Below are 14689 nucleotides of genomic sequence, written 5' to 3' on the forward strand. Positions count from 1 at the left end.
ACCATGATCGCAAATCTCATGGCGCTCTCCGTCCGCATGCGCTGGACGGTTCTCGCGCTTTTCCTCGTTATCGGCGGTCTTGGTGTCTGGCAGCTCACCAAGCTGCCAATCGACGCTGTTCCCGACATCACTACCAAACAGGTCCAGATCAATACGGTCGATCCGCGTCTTTCGCCGGTCGAGATCGAGAAGCTTGTAACCTATCCCGTCGAAATCGCGCTCGCCGGCATTCCCGGTCTCGAAACCACGCGTTCGATCTCGCGTAACGGCTTCAGCCAGGTCAGTGCGATCTTCACCGACAGCACTGATCTCTACTTCGCACGTCAACAGGTCGGTGAGCGCCTGCGCCAGGCCACTCAGAACCTGCCGCAAGGCGTGCAGCCGCAGGTCGGACCGGTCTCCACCGGTCTGGGTGAGATCGTCATGTACACGGTCGGCTATGCCAATCCTGACGGCAAGGGCGCGAAGAAAGTCGCTGGCCAACCCGGCTGGCAGCCCGATGGTAGCTATCTAACGCCCGAAGGCGAACGGCTGACCGATGCCGTTACCAAGGCGAGTTATCTGCGCACCGTCCAGGACTGGATTATCGGCCCTCAGCTTCGGTCGGTGAAAGGCATTGCCGGCGTCGACTCGATTGGCGGCTATGCCAAGACCTTCGTGGTTGAACCTGATCCGACGAAACTCGCCAGCTTCGGAATCTCATACAGCGAACTCGGCCAAGCTCTAGAAAACGCAAACATCGCTGTCGGCGCCAACTACTACAACCGCGGCGGTGAAGCCTATCTCGTACGCGTCGACTCCCGTGTGCGGACCGTTGACGAGATCCGCAACGCTGTCGCAGCAACGCGCGGCGGAACCCCGATCACCATCGGCCAGATTGCCAATGTTCGCGTGGGCGGCGATTTGCGGACGGGTGCCGGCAGCATGAACGGCCGGGAAGCGGTCATCGGCACGGTGCTGATGCTGATCGGCCAAAACAGCCGAGTTGTGGCCGAACAAGCGGCCACCAAGCTGGATCAGGTAGCAAAGACTCTACCGCCCGGGATTCAGGTGAAGGTGGTGCTCAATCGCGCTGAGCTGGTCGGCGCAACGGTCGCCACAGTTCAACGAAATCTGACTGAAGGCGCGATCCTGGTTGCCGTGGCCCTGTTCGTGCTGCTCGGTAACTGGCGTGCAGCAGTAATCGCGGTGCTGGTGATCCCATTTTCGTTCCTGATGATGGCAATGGGGATGAACGCCTTCAACGTTCCCGGCAATCTGATGAGCCTGGGGGCGCTCGACTTCGGTCTGATCGTCGACGGTGCGGTTATCATCATCGAAAACTGCTTGGCCAGATTGGCGCACCGCCAAGAACATGAGGGTCGGCTGCTTTCGGTTCGAGAGCGGCTGGAGGAGACGATGCGGGCCGCGCAGGAGATGATCAAGCCAACCGTCTTCGGTCAGGCCATCATCCTGCTCGCCTTCGCACCACTACTCACCTTCACAGGCACCGAGGGTAAGACGTTCTCGCCGATGGCGATCACGATCATGCTCGCGCTAGTGGCAGCATTCGTGCTGGCGATCACGCTGGTGCCAGCGCTGGTCGCAATCCTGATCCGCGGCAAGGTCGCCGAGAAGGACGTGTGGCTGATCCGCAAGTCGAAGGAGCGTTACCTGCCGTTGTTGGACAAGGCGATTGCCCGACCGTGGCCGTTCATCATCGGCGGACTGGCGTTCTTCCTGGCAGCGATACCAGCGTTCGGGCTGCTAGGCTCAGAGTTCATCCCCCAACTCGACGAGAAGAATCTGGCGTTCGCTTCGACGCGAGTGCCCTCGGTCAGTCTTGATCAATCGTTGGCAATGGAACGTAAGGTTGAGGAGGCTGTAACCAAGGTCCCCGAAGTGGCCTTGATGTTTTCCAAAACAGGCACCGCAGAGGTAGCTAGCGATCCGATGCCGCCGAACGTTTCCGATGGCTTTGTTATATTAAAAGAGAAGGAGGACTGGGCTAAGGGCACGACTAAAGCCGACGTCGTCGCCAAGATTGAGAAGGCGACTGGTGGCCTGCTGGGCAATCTCTACGAGGTTAGTCAGCCGATCCAGCTCCGGTTCAACGAACTGATTGCGGGCGTTCGCGGCGATGTCGCGATCAAGCTCTATGGCGATGATCTCGACAAGATGTCGCAGACCGCAAACGAGATGGTGCGGGTCCTTCAAACCATACCCGGTGCGGCCAGCGTCAAGGCCGAACAGGTCGGAGGCGCACCGGCGCTCGACGTGAGGCTCGATCGCGCAGCGATCGCGCGTCTTGGTCTTACGGTTCGCGACGTTGCGGATACGGTTGCAGCCGGGCTCGGCGGCCGTGAGTCAGGGCTTGTTTATGAAGGCGATCGACGGTTCGATGTTACCGTGCGTGTGCCCGAGGCAACGCGTGCGAATTTAGACGACATCAGAACACTGCCGGTACTGCTGCCCGAGGTTGCTGGACGGCCACGTGCCCAAGTGCCGCTCTCACAGGTCGCACAAATCCGACTGACTGAAGGATTGAACCAGATCAGCCGGGAGAACGGCAAGCGCCGTGTAGTCGTCCAAGTTAATCTCGGCGACCGCGATGCAGGTTCGTTCGTTCAGGAGGCGCAGGCGAAGATCGCAAAGGTCAAGCTTCCTGCCGGCTATTACCTCGAATGGGGCGGTCAGTTCGAGAATTTGGCAGCGGCATCGAAGCGTCTGTCGATCGTCGTGCCATTGTGTTTTTTGGTCATCTTCGGACTACTCTACATGGCACTCGGCGGGTTCGGCCGAGCGGCCGCGGTGTTCCTGGCGGTGCCGCTGGGGCTCGCGGGCGGCGTCTTTACGCTCGCGCTCACCGGCATCAACTTCTCGGTGTCCGCGGCGGTGGGGTTCATCTGCCTTGCAGGCGTGGCGGTGCTGAACGGCCTCGTTGTGATGACGGCGATCCGCGAACGAAGCGAAGCTGGACTGCCAGTGGCAGAAGCAATCCGCCAAGGCATGGCCGACAAGATGCGCGCGGTCATTATGACCGGGTTTGTGCCCGCTATTGGCTTTGTGCCGATGGCACTTGCCCACGGCACTGGTGCAGAGGTGCAAAAGCCGTTGGCGACGACCGTGATCGGCGGTCTTGTCGCCGCGACGATTCTCACCCTGCTCGTCCTGCCGGCGCTCGCCAAAGTCATCCTTGGCGTCACTTCGAGGAAGGATGCCGAGCGGCACCAGCCGGCGCACGACGCACCCGACGAGGTGACGGCATGACTATGCGGGTTAAGTATGCAGCTACATTGGCGCGTGGTGTGTCGGTCAGAGCCCGGCCGCCATGTCGCTGAACGCTGCGGAGGCATGGGAGGCGCTAGGACATCTCGTCTCGCTCGCGATCGCCTATGCGCTCGCGTTTCCAATCGGCTGGGATCGAGAACAAGACGATAGAAGTGCGGGTATCCGCACCTTCCCGCTGGTGGCGCTCGCGAGCTGTAGTTTCGTGCTGATCGCGGTGAGCGTCCTCGGCGCCGGATCACCCGGGCAGGCCCGCATTCTCGAAGGTCTGATCACCGGCGTGGGGTTCATCGGCGGCGGTGCTATTCTGAAGCAAGGTAGCAAGGCGTCAGGTACGGCGACCGCGGCAAGCCTGTGGGCGACCGGCGCGCTGGGTGCAGCCGTTGGCTATGGCCTCTATGACATCGCCGCGATCCTGAGCCTCAGCACCTTCCTCACGCTCCGTTCGGCGCGCTCGGTCAAGCAGGCTTCATGTCCGGCTACGACCCCTCCTGCCGCAGAAACGTCCCAATGACACCGCTGCCGCGTCTCGTGACCGGGTGGGAAGCCGTGCTGCCCGCAGGCCTCTGGATCATGGGCGGCAAGCTGATGCTCTGCGCAGCGCGCCTGGTTATGCAGACCCATGTTGCGCCGCAACAGGTGACGTTTCGACTGACCAAGTTGTCGGGCCGACTGTCGCGCATTGGGTTCAACGTGTGGCGGACGAGGCACGGCAAGTGGCGGTGAATCGGACCATCTTCGCTCTCCATTTCCTGTCCCGAAAATGGCGGATGCATCGTTGTCGCGAACGCTTCAGGTCTCGCATTTGCAACAACGCTATTTGACGAACTCTTTCAAGGACATCATCATGTCAGAAGTTCCATCTTCATCGGACACTACTCCGCGTCAGGCACCGGGGCTACTTTGTCCGGCGTGTCGGGTGAATCTCTTGCTCGCCGACCGTCAGGGTATCGAGATTGACTATTGCCCGCAGTGTCGGGGCGTCTGGCTCGACCGCGGCGAACTCGACAAGATCATCGAACGCAACGCCGCCTACGAAGGCACCGTACCTCAAGCGCCTGGCGCAGAGCCGACGCCGGGTCATGCGCAGCCCGGACCCGGCTACCGGGAATATGACGACGATCGTCATGGCGGAAGCCGGCACGGCGGTGGTCACGGCGGCCAGCGTGGCGGAGGGCATGGTCAGCGCGGCGGGTTCCTCGGCGGGCTGTTCGGACACTGAATCGTGGCCAACCCTTCAAATAACCAATCCACCAGCGCACCCGAGGAGGTGACGGCATGACCATGATGAAGCTGCTGCGGGTCTACAGCGACGAGAACGCATATTTTGGTGACCGGAAGGTCTTCGAGTTAATCGCCGAGCGCGCGCGCGACGCCCACCTTGGCGGCGCTACCGTGATCGAGGCGATGATCGGGATCGGGCGATCGGCGCATACGCACCGACGTCATATCCTCGAAAACGATCGATCGGTGGTGATCGAGATCGTCGACGAAGACACGCGACTGCGCAGCTTCATTGCCGACCTGCGGGATTTGACGGGGATCGGGCTGATGACGCTGGAGGCGGTGGAGATCGTCGACCTCCTAGCCGATACGGACGCGAGCGATGGAAGGGGTTGAGGACGCCAGTATCGGTAGCAGCCCCGATGGCCAGCAGGTGCGCGCCCGGCGGACAACAGTCGATCACGTCATGATCCTCCAGGCGTCTCCGCTCCGCGTCTGGTCGGCCCTGACCGACTTCGCCAATCATCGATACTGGAAGCCGTTCATCCAGCTTGCGGGTGATGCTGTCGAAGGCGGCGATGCGACATACAGCTTTCGCGTCGGCGGACTCGATAAAACTATCACGGCGACAGCCGAGATAATTCGCGTCGAAAAACCCAGCGCGTTTGCATGGACTACCGGGGTGGCCAAGCTGTTGCTGTTTGAGGAAGCGTATGAATTGGAAAACGCTCCGACGGGAACACGTCTGCGACATAGCATGCGCTTTACCGGCCTTCTCGGTGGTCCCTGGATAGCATTGCGGCGTCGAACACTGGAGGCCAGCCTCGTCGCATCGGATCAGAGCCTGGAACGCTATCTCAGGCGGTTGGCGGCACAGTCAGGTGCGAAGCTGCGCCCGACCTCTGCGCGGCACGGTGTCAAAAAAATCCGGAGGCAAAAATGACACCGTTGTGGATTGGGGTCGCCGGCATAGGCGCCGTGCTGATGTTGCCGAGTTGTTCCGAACAGCCCCAAAAGCGCTCACCAACCGAACAGGAAATTCACGCTGGCGACAGTGCCGTGCCAAGCGGCAAGCCAGGTCGGCACCTTTACCAGTGCGATGATGATCGAACGCTCCTTGTCGATTTCAAGGACAAGGGCCTCACGGTCGAGCTGCGACGCGATGCTGGGGCATCGGCAATCGTTCTGACGGCTCCCTCCCAGGGCCTTCAATATGTCGGTGACGCCATAAGCGCCACATTTTCGGGCAACGAGATCAAAGTCGAGGCTGCGCGTAAACGTCCGGTCATTTGCAGGAAGGTTACGAGCCAGTGACCGATCGCCCAAAAGTCAGCAATCGCAAAGGCTATGACAATGGCTAAAAACGCAATGCTCGACGTCTCGCTTGTTCTGCCGGACTTGCCAATTGCAGCCGACGCCTGTGTCGATCGCTTGGTGAGAACTCTGGAAAGCCGAAACGGCGTAATGCATGCGCACATCGTCGGCGCCACAGGAATGAGGGCGGCGCAATTGTGCGTCCACTATGATCCTGACCTATTTTCTATATTAAAAATTCGAGACGAGGTCATTGAGGCCGGGGCAAAAATCAACGCACATTATGGCTATGCATCGTTTGAGATCGATATGCCAATACCCCAAGACCGCGTTCAGACGCTTGGCCAACGGATCAAGACGATCATTGGCGTCTTGGATGTAAACGTCACCGCTAGTGGCTTGGTGTGGGTCGAATTCGATCGTGAGCAAACAGACCAAGTGAAGCTCTGGGCGACCGTTGACGAACTGCGATCAGCCTTCAAACCAGAGGCGAAAAGCGATCATTTCAATCACGATCATGGCCAGGGCGAGCACGTTTCCGGGAATAAGAGGCACAACCATAGCCATGGCGGCCTTCTCGGGCCTAACACAGAGCTGTTTTTTGCATTGGGCTGCGGTGTCGTTCTGGGCGTCGGCTTTGCGATCGGGAAGCTAGTCGCCGGAGCGCCATCTTGGCTGCCGCTCGCGTGCTATCTGATCGCCTATTTGCTGGGTGGCTTCTTCACCGTCCGCGAGGCGATCGACAATCTGCGGATGCGACGTTTCGAGATCGACACGCTGATGCTGGTCGCCGCGGCGGGTGCAGCCGCGCTCGGTGCCTGGGCTGAAGGCGCGCTGCTCCTGTTCCTGTTCAGCTTCGGCCACGCGCTCGAACATTATGCGATGGGCCGTGCCAAGCGGGCAATCGAAGCACTGGCCGAACTGGCGCCGAAAACGGCATTGGTTCGGCGCGCCGACAGGATCAGCGAAATATCCGTGGACCGCGTGGTGATTGGCGACATTGTCGTGGTCAAGCCGAATGCGCGGCTGCCAGCCGACGGCTTCGTGACGCTTGGCTTCAGCAGTATCAATCAAGCGCCGGTGACGGGCGAGAGCATGCCCGTAGACAAGACTGCGGTCGCCGATGCGGGCCAGGCGCGGGCCAATCCCGACCGCGTCGACGCAACAAGCCGCGTGTTCGCCGGCACGATCAACGGTAGAGGGGCGATCGAAATTGAGGTCACGCGCTTGTCGACTGACAGCGCGCTGGCCAAAGTCGTTAAGATGGTGAGCGAGGCCGAGACGCAGAAGTCGCCGACGCAGCGCATGACCGATCGGTTCGAGCGTGTGTTCGTGCCCGTGGTGCTGGGCCTGGCCATCCTGTTATTGTTTGCCTGGGTCGTCGTCGACGAACCGTTTCGCGACAGCTTCTACCGCTCGATGGCAGTCCTCGTGGCCGCCAGCCCCTGCGCGCTCGCGATCGCGACGCCGAGCGCGGTCCTGTCAGGCGTCGCCCGCGCGGCCCGCGGTGGCGTCCTGGTGAAGGGCGGCGGACCACTGGAGAACCTCGGCTCGCTAAGCGCCATCGCTTTCGACAAGACGGGCACGCTGACCCAGGGCCAGCCACAGATCACCGATGTCGTCCCGATGGCGGGCGTCGCCGAGGATCGGCTGCTCGCGACTGCCGTTGCCGTGGAGGCACTGAGCGATCACCCTCTCGCGGCGGCGATCGTCAAGGGCGGCAGGACGCGCCTGAACGATGCGGCGCTGCCGCAGGCGAACGATCTTGAGAGCCTGACCGGCCGCGGCGTCCGTGCGACGCTGGAGGGCGATCCCGTCACGATCGGTAAGGCGGAGATGTTCGGCAAGGACGGCATCCCCGCGTTGGCAGAAGATACGATGGCCGTGGTCGCACGGCTTCGTGCGGGCGGACGGACGACGATGGTCGTGCGGCGTGGTGACGTGGACCTTGGCGTTATCGGCCTGATGGACACGCCCCGCGCGACAGCCAAAGCGACGCTGGCGACGCTCCGCACGCTCGGCATCACGCGGATGATCATGATTTCGGGCGACAATCAGACGGTTGCCGAGGCTATTGCGCGCGAGGTTGGCATCGACGAGGCGTGGGGTGACCTGATGCCGGAAGACAAGGTCGAGGCGATCAAGAAGCTGCGCGGTGACGGCAAGGTGGCGATGGTCGGCGACGGTGTGAACGACGCTCCCGCGATGGCGAATGCGACCGTCGGAATTGCTATGGGTGCAGCAGGCTCCGACGTCGCGCTGGAGACTGCCGACGTAGCGCTGATGGCGGACGATCTGGCCCATCTGCCGTTCGCGGTCGGCTTGTCGCGGCAGACCCGATCGATCATCCGGCAGAACGTCTTCGTCAGTTTGGGCGTGGTCGCGATTCTGGTTCCGGCGACTATTTTTGGTCTTGGGATCGGGGCGGCCGTCGCCATGCATGAGGGGTCGACACTGCTCGTGGTCGTGAACGCATTGCGCCTGCTCGCCTACCGCGATCGGTTTGCTGCGGTGCGAACTGCTTGATGCTCTGGAGGCCACATCCATTTGATGCGGCCTCCGCAGGCTAGAAAGGAGCACTTTCGATGTCCGATTCCTCCGTCTCCGGTGTCCTTGCCGTCCGCGCGCAAATGCTCGCGCGCAGCCAGACGCTGAACCGCCTGACGCCGCCTGACACAACGCCGGGGAGGGTTGCGGCCGTGCCTCGGACGGAGACGCCGGCGACGTTCGGAGACACCCTGAAGAGCATCGTCGGCAAGGTGAACGAGGCGCAGGAAGCCGAGGATCTAGCCACCGAGCGCTACGAGCGTGGCGAGACGACGGACATCGCCACCGTTGCGCTGATGCAGAACCGAGCCTCGGTCTCTTTCGAGGCGACGCTTCAGGTCAGGAACAAGGTCCTATCGGCTTACAGGGATATTATGAGCATGCCGCTCGGATGACGCAGCTCCAGACGCCTGCACATTTGACGACGCCGAAAGGCGTTTCGGTTCCGCGTGCAGGGATAGTTTTGATCGCGTTGCTGGTGGGTGCCTGCTCAGCGGCCCAACCAACCAATGTTGGCGACGACCACAAATCATCGCCACCCAATTCCGAGATGCAAATGCACGTTTTCGCTTGTGATGACGGATCATCGATTGTGACAAGCATGGGTGCTGATACCTTCCAGGTCGATGTGGTCGGCGCAACGCGCGAAGGTCGCGAAAAGTTGACCGCGGCCCGCACGAGCATCCGTTCTGTCAATGGAAGGTTGGAGGTCACGGTCGGGCCGGACGTGCTGCACCTGGAGCGGATCAACCGGCAAGGCATCAACGAGCATCTGTGGTTCAGGGGAAAATCATGCTGGCGCTGAACTATACGATCATTCCAGCACGCGCAGTGATCCAGGTTGATATCTGTGCCACGTGGCTGCATCTCGGCGACGCTTTCTTATCGGCTATGCGGCACCCTGCGGCCGGCAGCGAGCGGACTGTCTTCGGTAACCAGTGCAACAAACGAGGCCCCTATCGGGCATCGGCGACTACGCGAAACGGAGAACGATAGTGGCCCAAGCGCACGCACACGACGACGGCCATGAGCATGGTGGCGCACACGACCACGGGCACGATCATGGCGGACACGGCCATAGCCACGCCCCTAAGAGTTTCGGTAAGGCTTTCGCGATCGGAACGGCCCTCAATCTTGGGTTCGTTATCATCGAGGCGGGCTATGGCATCGCTGCCGGATCGATGGCGCTGCTGGCGGACGCGGGACATAATCTCAGCGATGTGCTCGGTTTGCTGATCGCGTGGGGCGCGGCGACACTAGGGCGACGCACCCCCAAGGGACGCTACACATACGGCTTCCGCAGCTCGTCGATCCTCGCGGCGTTCCTCAATGCGCTGTTGCTGCTCGTCGCGATCGTCGTGATCGCGGTGGAGGCGATCCGGCGCTTCTCCGAACCCGCGCCCGTCGCGGGCGGCACGGTGATGATCGTCGCCGCGGTCGGCATCGTCATCAATACCGCGACGGCGTTGCTGTTCATGTCGGGCCGCAAGGGCGACCTCAATATCAAGGGCGCGTTCCTACACATGGCGGCCGACGCGGCCGTGTCCGCGGGCGTCGTCGTCGCCGGTTTCTTCATCGTCAAAACCGGGCTGTCCTGGATCGATCCAGTGACGAGCCTTGTAATCGTCGCGGTGATCGCAATTGGAACGTGGAGCCTATTGCGCGACTCCGTGAACATGAGCCTTCAGGCAGCACCCCCGGGCCTTGACCCCGCAGAGATCGGCACCTTCCTTCGCGGCCAGGACGGCGTGCAGGAGATTCACGACTTGCACGTTTGGCCGATGAGCACGACGGAAACGGCGCTGACTGTCCACTTGCTAGTGCCTGGTGGCTATCCGGGCGATACTTACACTGCCCGTGTCGCCGCAGCCTTGAAGGAGAAGTTTGGGATCGATCACGCCACCATCCAGATCGAGACCGACCCGGCGACGCCGTGCGAACTCGAATCCGACCAGACAGTGTGAGGGGATAGTCATGCAGGCCGTTGCCTTCACCCTAATTCCCGTCTTCGCCGTTTTGATTGGATCGCTTTTCGCGGTCTCCAGGCGGCCAAGCGATGCGTTCGTGAGCGCCATGCAGCATCTGGCGGCAGGCGTGGTGTTCGCCGCGGCGGCGGCGGAAATCTTGCCACAGGTGATGCACCAGGCATCCCCAATCGCGACCTTTACCGGAGGCGCGCTCGGCATCATAATTATGCTAGCGCTCAAAGCCCTTGAAGGCCGAGCAAGCGGGCCGGTCGCGATGCTGGGCGCGGTCGCCGTCGATATTCTGATCGACGGTCTGGTACTTGGTCTTGCGTTTGTCGCTGGTGGAAAGGCTGGCATCCTCTTGACCATCGCGTTGACGTTGGAGGTGCTGTTTCTTGGTCTGACGGTAACGACCGAGCTGGGAGAGACGATCAGTTCCAAGGCGCGCATCATCGCGATCACGATGGGGATTGCGCTGTTGCTTCCGATCGGTGCGGCAGTGGCAACGCCCGTCGCGACCTTCCCGCCCGTCATCATCGCGGGATTTCTGAGTTTCGGGCTGATGGCGTTGCTCTATCTTGTGACAGAGGAGCTGTTGGTCGAGGCGCACGAAAAGCCCGACACCCCGCTTATCAGCGCGATGTTCTTCGTCGGCTTTTTAGGGCTGCTCCTAATCGAGGAGATATTGGGCTGACAGGTGGGCACCAGAAGGCAACTCGTCGGGGACATTGACCCGGCGGGCTATCGGGTCCCCACCGGTCCTTCGATGACGCAGCGTACGCGATCACGTTGCTGAGCTTCTTTCCTGTCGCCATTAACCCGCTGATCGACCTTGGTGGCGGGGCTGGATTGCGTGCTCAGGTCGATCGGACGCTCTTCTTTTGCCCCAGGCGTGCTGCATGGAACATGCGAGTAGACGGGCGGAGCTTCGCGGGCTCCCCGACGCTGCGCTTCGGCACCAGCAGGAAATAGTGCAAGCAGCGAGACTAAAACCGCGATTGTCTTTGTCATCAGGACCCCCTTGCTTCCTGCTCGACAGACAGACCCGGAGCACCACATCGTAGCAAGATAGCATTCATGCCGCTGGTTGTCTTTATGCAAACCAAGAGCTGCGGCTTCAAGGAGTTGGAAATGCTGCGTTGTTCAACTAAAAAGCGGCTTACGGTGCGCTGTCCGCTTCAGCCTACGGGCTACCGCGTCGTATTCCCGACTTCCGACTTCCGACCACCGAACGACGTTGCCGCCCCTCTCCCGCGAACGGTCGTTCGCGGGACAGCCGCGCCGATCGCGGCCGAGGTCGCGAAAACAGCCCGTTGAGCTTCCTAAAACCGTCCCTTGTTTCCTTTTCCGAAATCCGGCTAGGTCGTGTCGAGTTTTCGGAGAAAGCCCTTTGCTCGTCGGCTATGCGCGCGTGTCCACCAGGGACCAGTCCCCTGCCCTACAGCTCAATGCGCTCCGCGAAGCCGGGTGCGAGAAGGTATTCACCGAAAAGGCATCGGGCGCGCAGCGCGATCGGCCGGAGTTGAGGGCAGCGCTCGATTATCTTCGCGCCGGCGACACGCTGGCGGTGTGGAAGCTCGACCGGCTCGCACGCTCCGTCCGCCAGCTTGTCGAGACGGCCGAAGATCTCGCCAAGCGCGAGATCGGCCTTCGCGTGCTCACCCAGGCGATCGACACCACCAGCCCCGGCGGGCGGCTTGTGTTCCACGTCTTCGCGGCCGTCGCCGAGTTCGAGCGCGAGCTGACCCTGGAGCGCACCCATGCCGGGCTTGCCCAGGCGCGAGCCTTGGGGCGGCGTGGCGGGCGCAAGCCGGCGATGGGGCCGGCCGAGATCAAGCGCGCCAAGGCGATGCTTGCCGATCCGACCATCACCGTCGAGGAGGTCGCGCAGCAAATCGGCGTGCAGCCGTCGACGCTCTATCGCCATATCCCCGGCGGGCGCAGCTCGCTCAGCCAACCGGCCTAGATGGAGGCCGTTGATCGACGGCCGCGTCTTTGTCCCACCCACCCAACCCTTGGGGCCGGTCCTACAGCCCGGCAGTCAGGCGAACAGATCACCGATCGCGCGCAGCCGGAAGGCGTTGAGCCAACGGCGTCGGCGATGTTCAGTGGCGTCGTGGACCATGTGGCAGCGCTGGCAGAGCGCCGCGAGGTTTCGCGGCCGGTTGTCGCCGGGATCGTGGTTCAGGTGCGCGCTGGCGAGGATCACGCGGGTGACCCGCAAGTGGGATGGCGGGTCGATGCCGGCGAGACCCGGTTGCGCCCGCGCCAGCTCGTCCGGCGACGGCAGGCGGCGAAGCCCCCTGCCATGCCCGTCGCGCCAGGTCGCGGCGTCCTCGTCCCACCAGACGCCATTCCCTAAGTGCAGCACATCGCGGCCGTGGGGGCGACGGCAATGCTCGCATCGCCCCTTGGCGCGGCGGAACCGGATGAGGTTCGACAGCTCGCGCCAGTCGATCGGATAGAGCCAGCGATGTTCGCGCGCGATCGGCATGACGATCCTATGAGTCATGGCCGATGAGAACGAAAGCGGAAAGTTGCCGCTTTCAGGTTCAAATCACGCGGCGCGAACTTCCAGTGTTACACCCGATGCGCGTTGCAGCGTGCTGATGACCGAAAACAGATTGTCAGCAGCCGGATTGCCCGCCGGGCTGAACATCCGCATCAGGCTTTTGGATGGCCTTCCGGTTCGTTCGGCCAGTTCCTCGAAACCCACCGTCGCCTTGATGTAGTCGCGCAGGACCGCCTTACCCGTCTCGATGTCACCAACGAGAAAGGCGTTGACGGCTTCGGTGAGGAGCGCCGAGCGAAATGCCGGGTCCGCTTGAACACGCGCGCGCACAGTGTCCTTGAAGTTGCGAGTGAGAGCCATCACGATCTTCCTTTCTTCCGCGCCTTGTAGTCCGCCCACAGCGACTTGGCGGTGTCGATGTCACGCTGCTGTCGCTTCTTCGTGCCGCCACTCAGGAGGATAACGAGGGTTTGGCCGTCCATGCCGAAATAGACGCGATAGCCAGGCCCGAAATCGATCCTGTATTCGGAGACGCCCTCTCCCACCGGTTTGACGTTGGAAATCGCGCCACGTTCGACCTTGTTCAGCGCCACCGTCACCTTTGCGGCCGCTACCGCATCCAGCGCGGTGAACCAGAGTCCGAACGGGCTTCGCCCTTCCCTGTCCTCATACTCCTTTAGCACCATCAGTTCCATATATGTTACCATTGGTCCGATCGTCAAGGGTTGGACGCGCCCCAAGGGGCCGCCGAGGCGGCAGTGTTGTTGTACCCGCCCACCCAACCCGGGGGTCTGCCTCGGCCGACAAGAAGAGGTTGTGCGATCCTGCCATTCTGCATACTATCACGTTATCAACATTGAAGGTGTGCACACGTGCATATAATCACACTTGCAGCGCAAAAGGGCGGCGTCGGTAAAACGACGCTTGCGGTCAATCTGGCGGTTGCGGCGCAAGCGGCAGGCATCAGGACGGCACTGTTCGACCTTGACCCACAAGAAAGCGCGACAGCGTGGAGCGAGCGCCGCGAAGCCGAGCTACCCCATGTGGAGCCGATCAGCGCGCGCCGCTTGAACCAAGCGATCGACGCGGCCGAGGCAAACGGTTTCGACCTCACCATCATCGACACGCCCCCGGCAGCCGGAGCCGAGGCAGCCGCAGCCGCGCAACGGGCCGATCTCGTGCTGATACCGTGCCGCCCTTCCCTCATCGACTTGGACGCGATCAAACGCACGGCCCAGCTCATCATCAGCACCGGCAGGACCGGCTTTGTCGTGCTCAATGCGGCCCCGCCCACAGCAACGACGCTGCTGGATGATGCAAAGACGCTGGCGGAGGATACCGGGCTAAAGGTCGCGCGCGCAGTCATCAGGGAGCGCAGCGCCTATCGGGCAGCATGGCCCTACGGACTTGGCGTGACCGAGCACGAACCCAATGGCAAAGCCGCCCAGGAGATTGCGTCGCTTCGCCAGTTCCTGTTTGATGAATTGCAGAATTGCACACCTGCAAATGTGAAGGCTTGATATTATGGCACGACGATCATCGCTCCTCGCGCCCGCAGTCGCCACGAAACCGAAGCCGGAATCCGTTGCGGCCGAGCGCGTAGCCTCTCCGCCAGACGCGCGCGCGTCGCGATCGAGCGGGCAACGACCGGGCAAGTATCACTTGGGCGCTTATTTCGATCCCGCCGATCCGACCGCCGAAGCGTTCCGGGTGCTGGCGGCGAGGACGCGCCGCAGCCATCAGGATTTGCTGGCCGAAGCGATCGCCGAGCTGGTCGCCAAATACGACGCCGACAAGCAGTTCGGACGTGCTTGAACGTGTGCACATATGCACACCTGCAAATGTGCAGGATTGAACC

19 protein-coding genes are annotated in these 14689 nt (G+C 61.9%); 15 read left to right on the forward strand and 4 right to left on the reverse strand.

From position 1 onward, the window contains the following. The first annotated feature begins 3 nt into the window (after positions 1 to 3). The 12 genes from E2E30_RS20555 (at position 4) to E2E30_RS20610 (ending at position 11013) form a co-directional block, all read left to right on the forward strand. Positions 4 to 3249 (forward strand): efflux RND transporter permease subunit, encoded by a 3246-nt coding sequence (locus E2E30_RS20555; RefSeq protein ID WP_240699172.1) that lies wholly within the window; start codon positions 4 to 6, stop codon positions 3247 to 3249. A gap of 61 nt (positions 3250 to 3310) precedes the next feature. Continuing rightward, the gene (locus E2E30_RS20560) at positions 3311 to 3781 is read left to right on the forward strand and encodes an MgtC/SapB family protein (RefSeq protein WP_133192523.1); all 471 of its coding nucleotides are present in this window, start codon (positions 3311 to 3313) and stop codon (positions 3779 to 3781) included. Beyond that, the gene (locus tag E2E30_RS20565) at positions 3778 to 3993 is read left to right on the forward strand and encodes a hypothetical protein (RefSeq protein WP_133192524.1); all 216 of its coding nucleotides are present in this window, start codon (positions 3778 to 3780) and stop codon (positions 3991 to 3993) included. The genes E2E30_RS20560 and E2E30_RS20565 overlap by 4 nt, the downstream gene beginning before the upstream one ends. Positions 3994 to 4045: 52 nt before the next feature. Further along, the gene (locus E2E30_RS20570) at positions 4046 to 4489 is read left to right on the forward strand and encodes a TFIIB-type zinc ribbon-containing protein (RefSeq protein WP_335925479.1); all 444 of its coding nucleotides are present in this window, start codon (positions 4046 to 4048) and stop codon (positions 4487 to 4489) included. 65 nt (positions 4490 to 4554) lie between these two features. Then, entirely contained in the window at positions 4555 to 4887 is a 333-nt protein-coding gene (locus E2E30_RS20575) for a DUF190 domain-containing protein (RefSeq protein WP_443018428.1), read from the forward strand. Beyond that, positions 4874 to 5434, forward strand: a complete 561-nt coding sequence (locus tag E2E30_RS20580) for an SRPBCC family protein (protein WP_133192526.1) — start codon at positions 4874 to 4876, stop codon at positions 5432 to 5434. The genes E2E30_RS20575 and E2E30_RS20580 overlap by 14 nt, the downstream gene beginning before the upstream one ends. After that, on the forward strand, positions 5431 to 5805 hold the full coding sequence (locus tag E2E30_RS20585; protein ID WP_133192527.1) for a hypothetical protein: 375 nt from the start codon (positions 5431 to 5433) through the stop codon (positions 5803 to 5805). Before E2E30_RS20580 ends, E2E30_RS20585 begins: the two co-directional genes overlap by 4 nt. Before the next feature lie 39 nt (positions 5806 to 5844). Continuing rightward, positions 5845 to 8331, forward strand: a complete 2487-nt coding sequence (locus tag E2E30_RS20590; RefSeq protein ID WP_133192528.1) for a heavy metal translocating P-type ATPase — start codon at positions 5845 to 5847, stop codon at positions 8329 to 8331. Between the two features lie 59 nt (positions 8332 to 8390). Beyond that, positions 8391 to 8747, forward strand: coding sequence for a flagellar hook-basal body complex protein FliE (fliE, locus tag E2E30_RS20595; protein WP_133192529.1), 357 nt, complete (start codon positions 8391 to 8393; stop codon positions 8745 to 8747). After that, complete coding sequence (locus E2E30_RS20600) at positions 8744 to 9157, forward strand: hypothetical protein (protein WP_133192530.1); 414 nt, start codon at positions 8744 to 8746, stop codon at positions 9155 to 9157. Before fliE ends, E2E30_RS20600 begins: the two co-directional genes overlap by 4 nt. A 190-nt stretch (positions 9158 to 9347) precedes the next feature. After that, the gene (locus E2E30_RS20605) at positions 9348 to 10316 is read left to right on the forward strand and encodes a cation diffusion facilitator family transporter (RefSeq protein WP_133192531.1); all 969 of its coding nucleotides are present in this window, start codon (positions 9348 to 9350) and stop codon (positions 10314 to 10316) included. A gap of 10 nt (positions 10317 to 10326) precedes the next feature. Beyond that, positions 10327 to 11013, forward strand: coding sequence for a ZIP family metal transporter (locus tag E2E30_RS20610; protein ID WP_133192532.1), 687 nt, complete (start codon positions 10327 to 10329; stop codon positions 11011 to 11013). Between the two features lie 47 nt (positions 11014 to 11060). Here E2E30_RS20610 and E2E30_RS20615 read toward each other — a convergent pair whose 3' ends face one another. Next, a complete protein-coding gene (locus E2E30_RS20615; protein ID WP_133192533.1) occupies positions 11061 to 11330 on the reverse strand; it encodes a hypothetical protein in 270 nt (89 codons plus the stop codon). A gap of 379 nt (positions 11331 to 11709) precedes the next feature. On the opposite strand from E2E30_RS20615, the gene E2E30_RS20620 reads away from it, so the two are divergent. Then, positions 11710 to 12285 (forward strand): recombinase family protein, encoded by a 576-nt coding sequence (locus tag E2E30_RS20620; protein WP_133192534.1) that lies wholly within the window; start codon positions 11710 to 11712, stop codon positions 12283 to 12285. A gap of 75 nt (positions 12286 to 12360) precedes the next feature. On the opposite strand, the gene E2E30_RS20625 is transcribed toward E2E30_RS20620, so the two are convergent. The 3 genes from E2E30_RS20625 to E2E30_RS20635 all read right to left on the reverse strand — a co-directional run bounded on the left by E2E30_RS20625 (position 12361) and on the right by E2E30_RS20635 (position 13517). Beyond that, complete coding sequence (locus E2E30_RS20625) at positions 12361 to 12813, reverse strand: hypothetical protein (RefSeq protein ID WP_133192535.1); 453 nt, start codon at positions 12811 to 12813, stop codon at positions 12361 to 12363. A gap of 63 nt (positions 12814 to 12876) precedes the next feature. After that, positions 12877 to 13191, reverse strand: coding sequence for a helix-turn-helix domain-containing transcriptional regulator (locus E2E30_RS20630; protein ID WP_133192536.1), 315 nt, complete (start codon positions 13189 to 13191; stop codon positions 12877 to 12879). Further along, entirely contained in the window at positions 13191 to 13517 is a 327-nt protein-coding gene (locus E2E30_RS20635; protein WP_133192541.1) for a type II toxin-antitoxin system RelE/ParE family toxin, read from the reverse strand. Before E2E30_RS20635 ends, E2E30_RS20630 begins: the two co-directional genes overlap by 1 nt. Before the next feature lie 186 nt (positions 13518 to 13703). On the opposite strand from E2E30_RS20635, the gene E2E30_RS20640 reads away from it, so the two are divergent. Both E2E30_RS20640 and E2E30_RS21205 read left to right on the forward strand, forming a co-directional pair. Beyond that, positions 13704 to 14351: a ParA family protein gene (locus E2E30_RS20640; protein ID WP_133192537.1), complete on the forward strand. Its 648-nt coding sequence runs from the start codon at positions 13704 to 13706 to the stop codon at positions 14349 to 14351. A gap of 4 nt (positions 14352 to 14355) precedes the next feature. After that, the gene (locus E2E30_RS21205; RefSeq protein ID WP_335925480.1) at positions 14356 to 14646 is read left to right on the forward strand and encodes a ribbon-helix-helix domain-containing protein; all 291 of its coding nucleotides are present in this window, start codon (positions 14356 to 14358) and stop codon (positions 14644 to 14646) included. The last annotated feature ends 43 nt before the right edge of the window (positions 14647 to 14689 follow it).

This window comes from Sphingomonas sp. AAP5 (assembly GCF_004354345.1).
Lineage (GTDB): Bacteria > Pseudomonadota > Alphaproteobacteria > Sphingomonadales > Sphingomonadaceae > Sphingomonas > Sphingomonas glacialis.

Excerpts from the sequence above, each read along its gene's own strand:
- E2E30_RS21205 (WP_335925480.1), top strand. The coding sequence starts at position 14,356 with ATGGCACGACGATCATCGCTCCTCGCGCCCGCAGTCGCCACGAAACCG.
- E2E30_RS20580 (WP_133192526.1), top strand. The coding sequence starts at position 4,874 with ATGGAAGGGGTTGAGGACGCCAGTATCGGTAGCAGCCCCGATGGCCAG.
- E2E30_RS20630 (WP_133192536.1), bottom strand. The coding sequence starts at position 13,191 with ATGGCTCTCACTCGCAACTTCAAGGACACTGTGCGCGCGCGTGTTCAA.
- E2E30_RS20585 (WP_133192527.1), top strand. The coding sequence starts at position 5,431 with ATGACACCGTTGTGGATTGGGGTCGCCGGCATAGGCGCCGTGCTGATG.
- E2E30_RS20575 (WP_443018428.1), top strand. The coding sequence starts at position 4,555 with ATGAAGCTGCTGCGGGTCTACAGCGACGAGAACGCATATTTTGGTGAC.
- E2E30_RS20610 (WP_133192532.1), top strand. The coding sequence starts at position 10,327 with ATGCAGGCCGTTGCCTTCACCCTAATTCCCGTCTTCGCCGTTTTGATT.
- E2E30_RS20625 (WP_133192535.1), bottom strand. The coding sequence starts at position 12,813 with ATGCCGATCGCGCGCGAACATCGCTGGCTCTATCCGATCGACTGGCGC.
- E2E30_RS20590 (WP_133192528.1), top strand. The coding sequence starts at position 5,845 with ATGGCTAAAAACGCAATGCTCGACGTCTCGCTTGTTCTGCCGGACTTG.
- E2E30_RS20565 (WP_133192524.1), top strand. The coding sequence starts at position 3,778 with ATGACACCGCTGCCGCGTCTCGTGACCGGGTGGGAAGCCGTGCTGCCC.
- E2E30_RS20555 (WP_240699172.1), top strand. The coding sequence starts at position 4 with ATGATCGCAAATCTCATGGCGCTCTCCGTCCGCATGCGCTGGACGGTT.
- fliE (WP_133192529.1), top strand. The coding sequence starts at position 8,391 with ATGTCCGATTCCTCCGTCTCCGGTGTCCTTGCCGTCCGCGCGCAAATG.
- E2E30_RS20615 (WP_133192533.1), bottom strand. The coding sequence starts at position 11,330 with ATGACAAAGACAATCGCGGTTTTAGTCTCGCTGCTTGCACTATTTCCT.
- E2E30_RS20560 (WP_133192523.1), top strand. The coding sequence starts at position 3,311 with ATGTCGCTGAACGCTGCGGAGGCATGGGAGGCGCTAGGACATCTCGTC.
- E2E30_RS20600 (WP_133192530.1), top strand. The coding sequence starts at position 8,744 with ATGACGCAGCTCCAGACGCCTGCACATTTGACGACGCCGAAAGGCGTT.
- E2E30_RS20635 (WP_133192541.1), bottom strand. The coding sequence starts at position 13,517 with ATGGTGCTAAAGGAGTATGAGGACAGGGAAGGGCGAAGCCCGTTCGGA.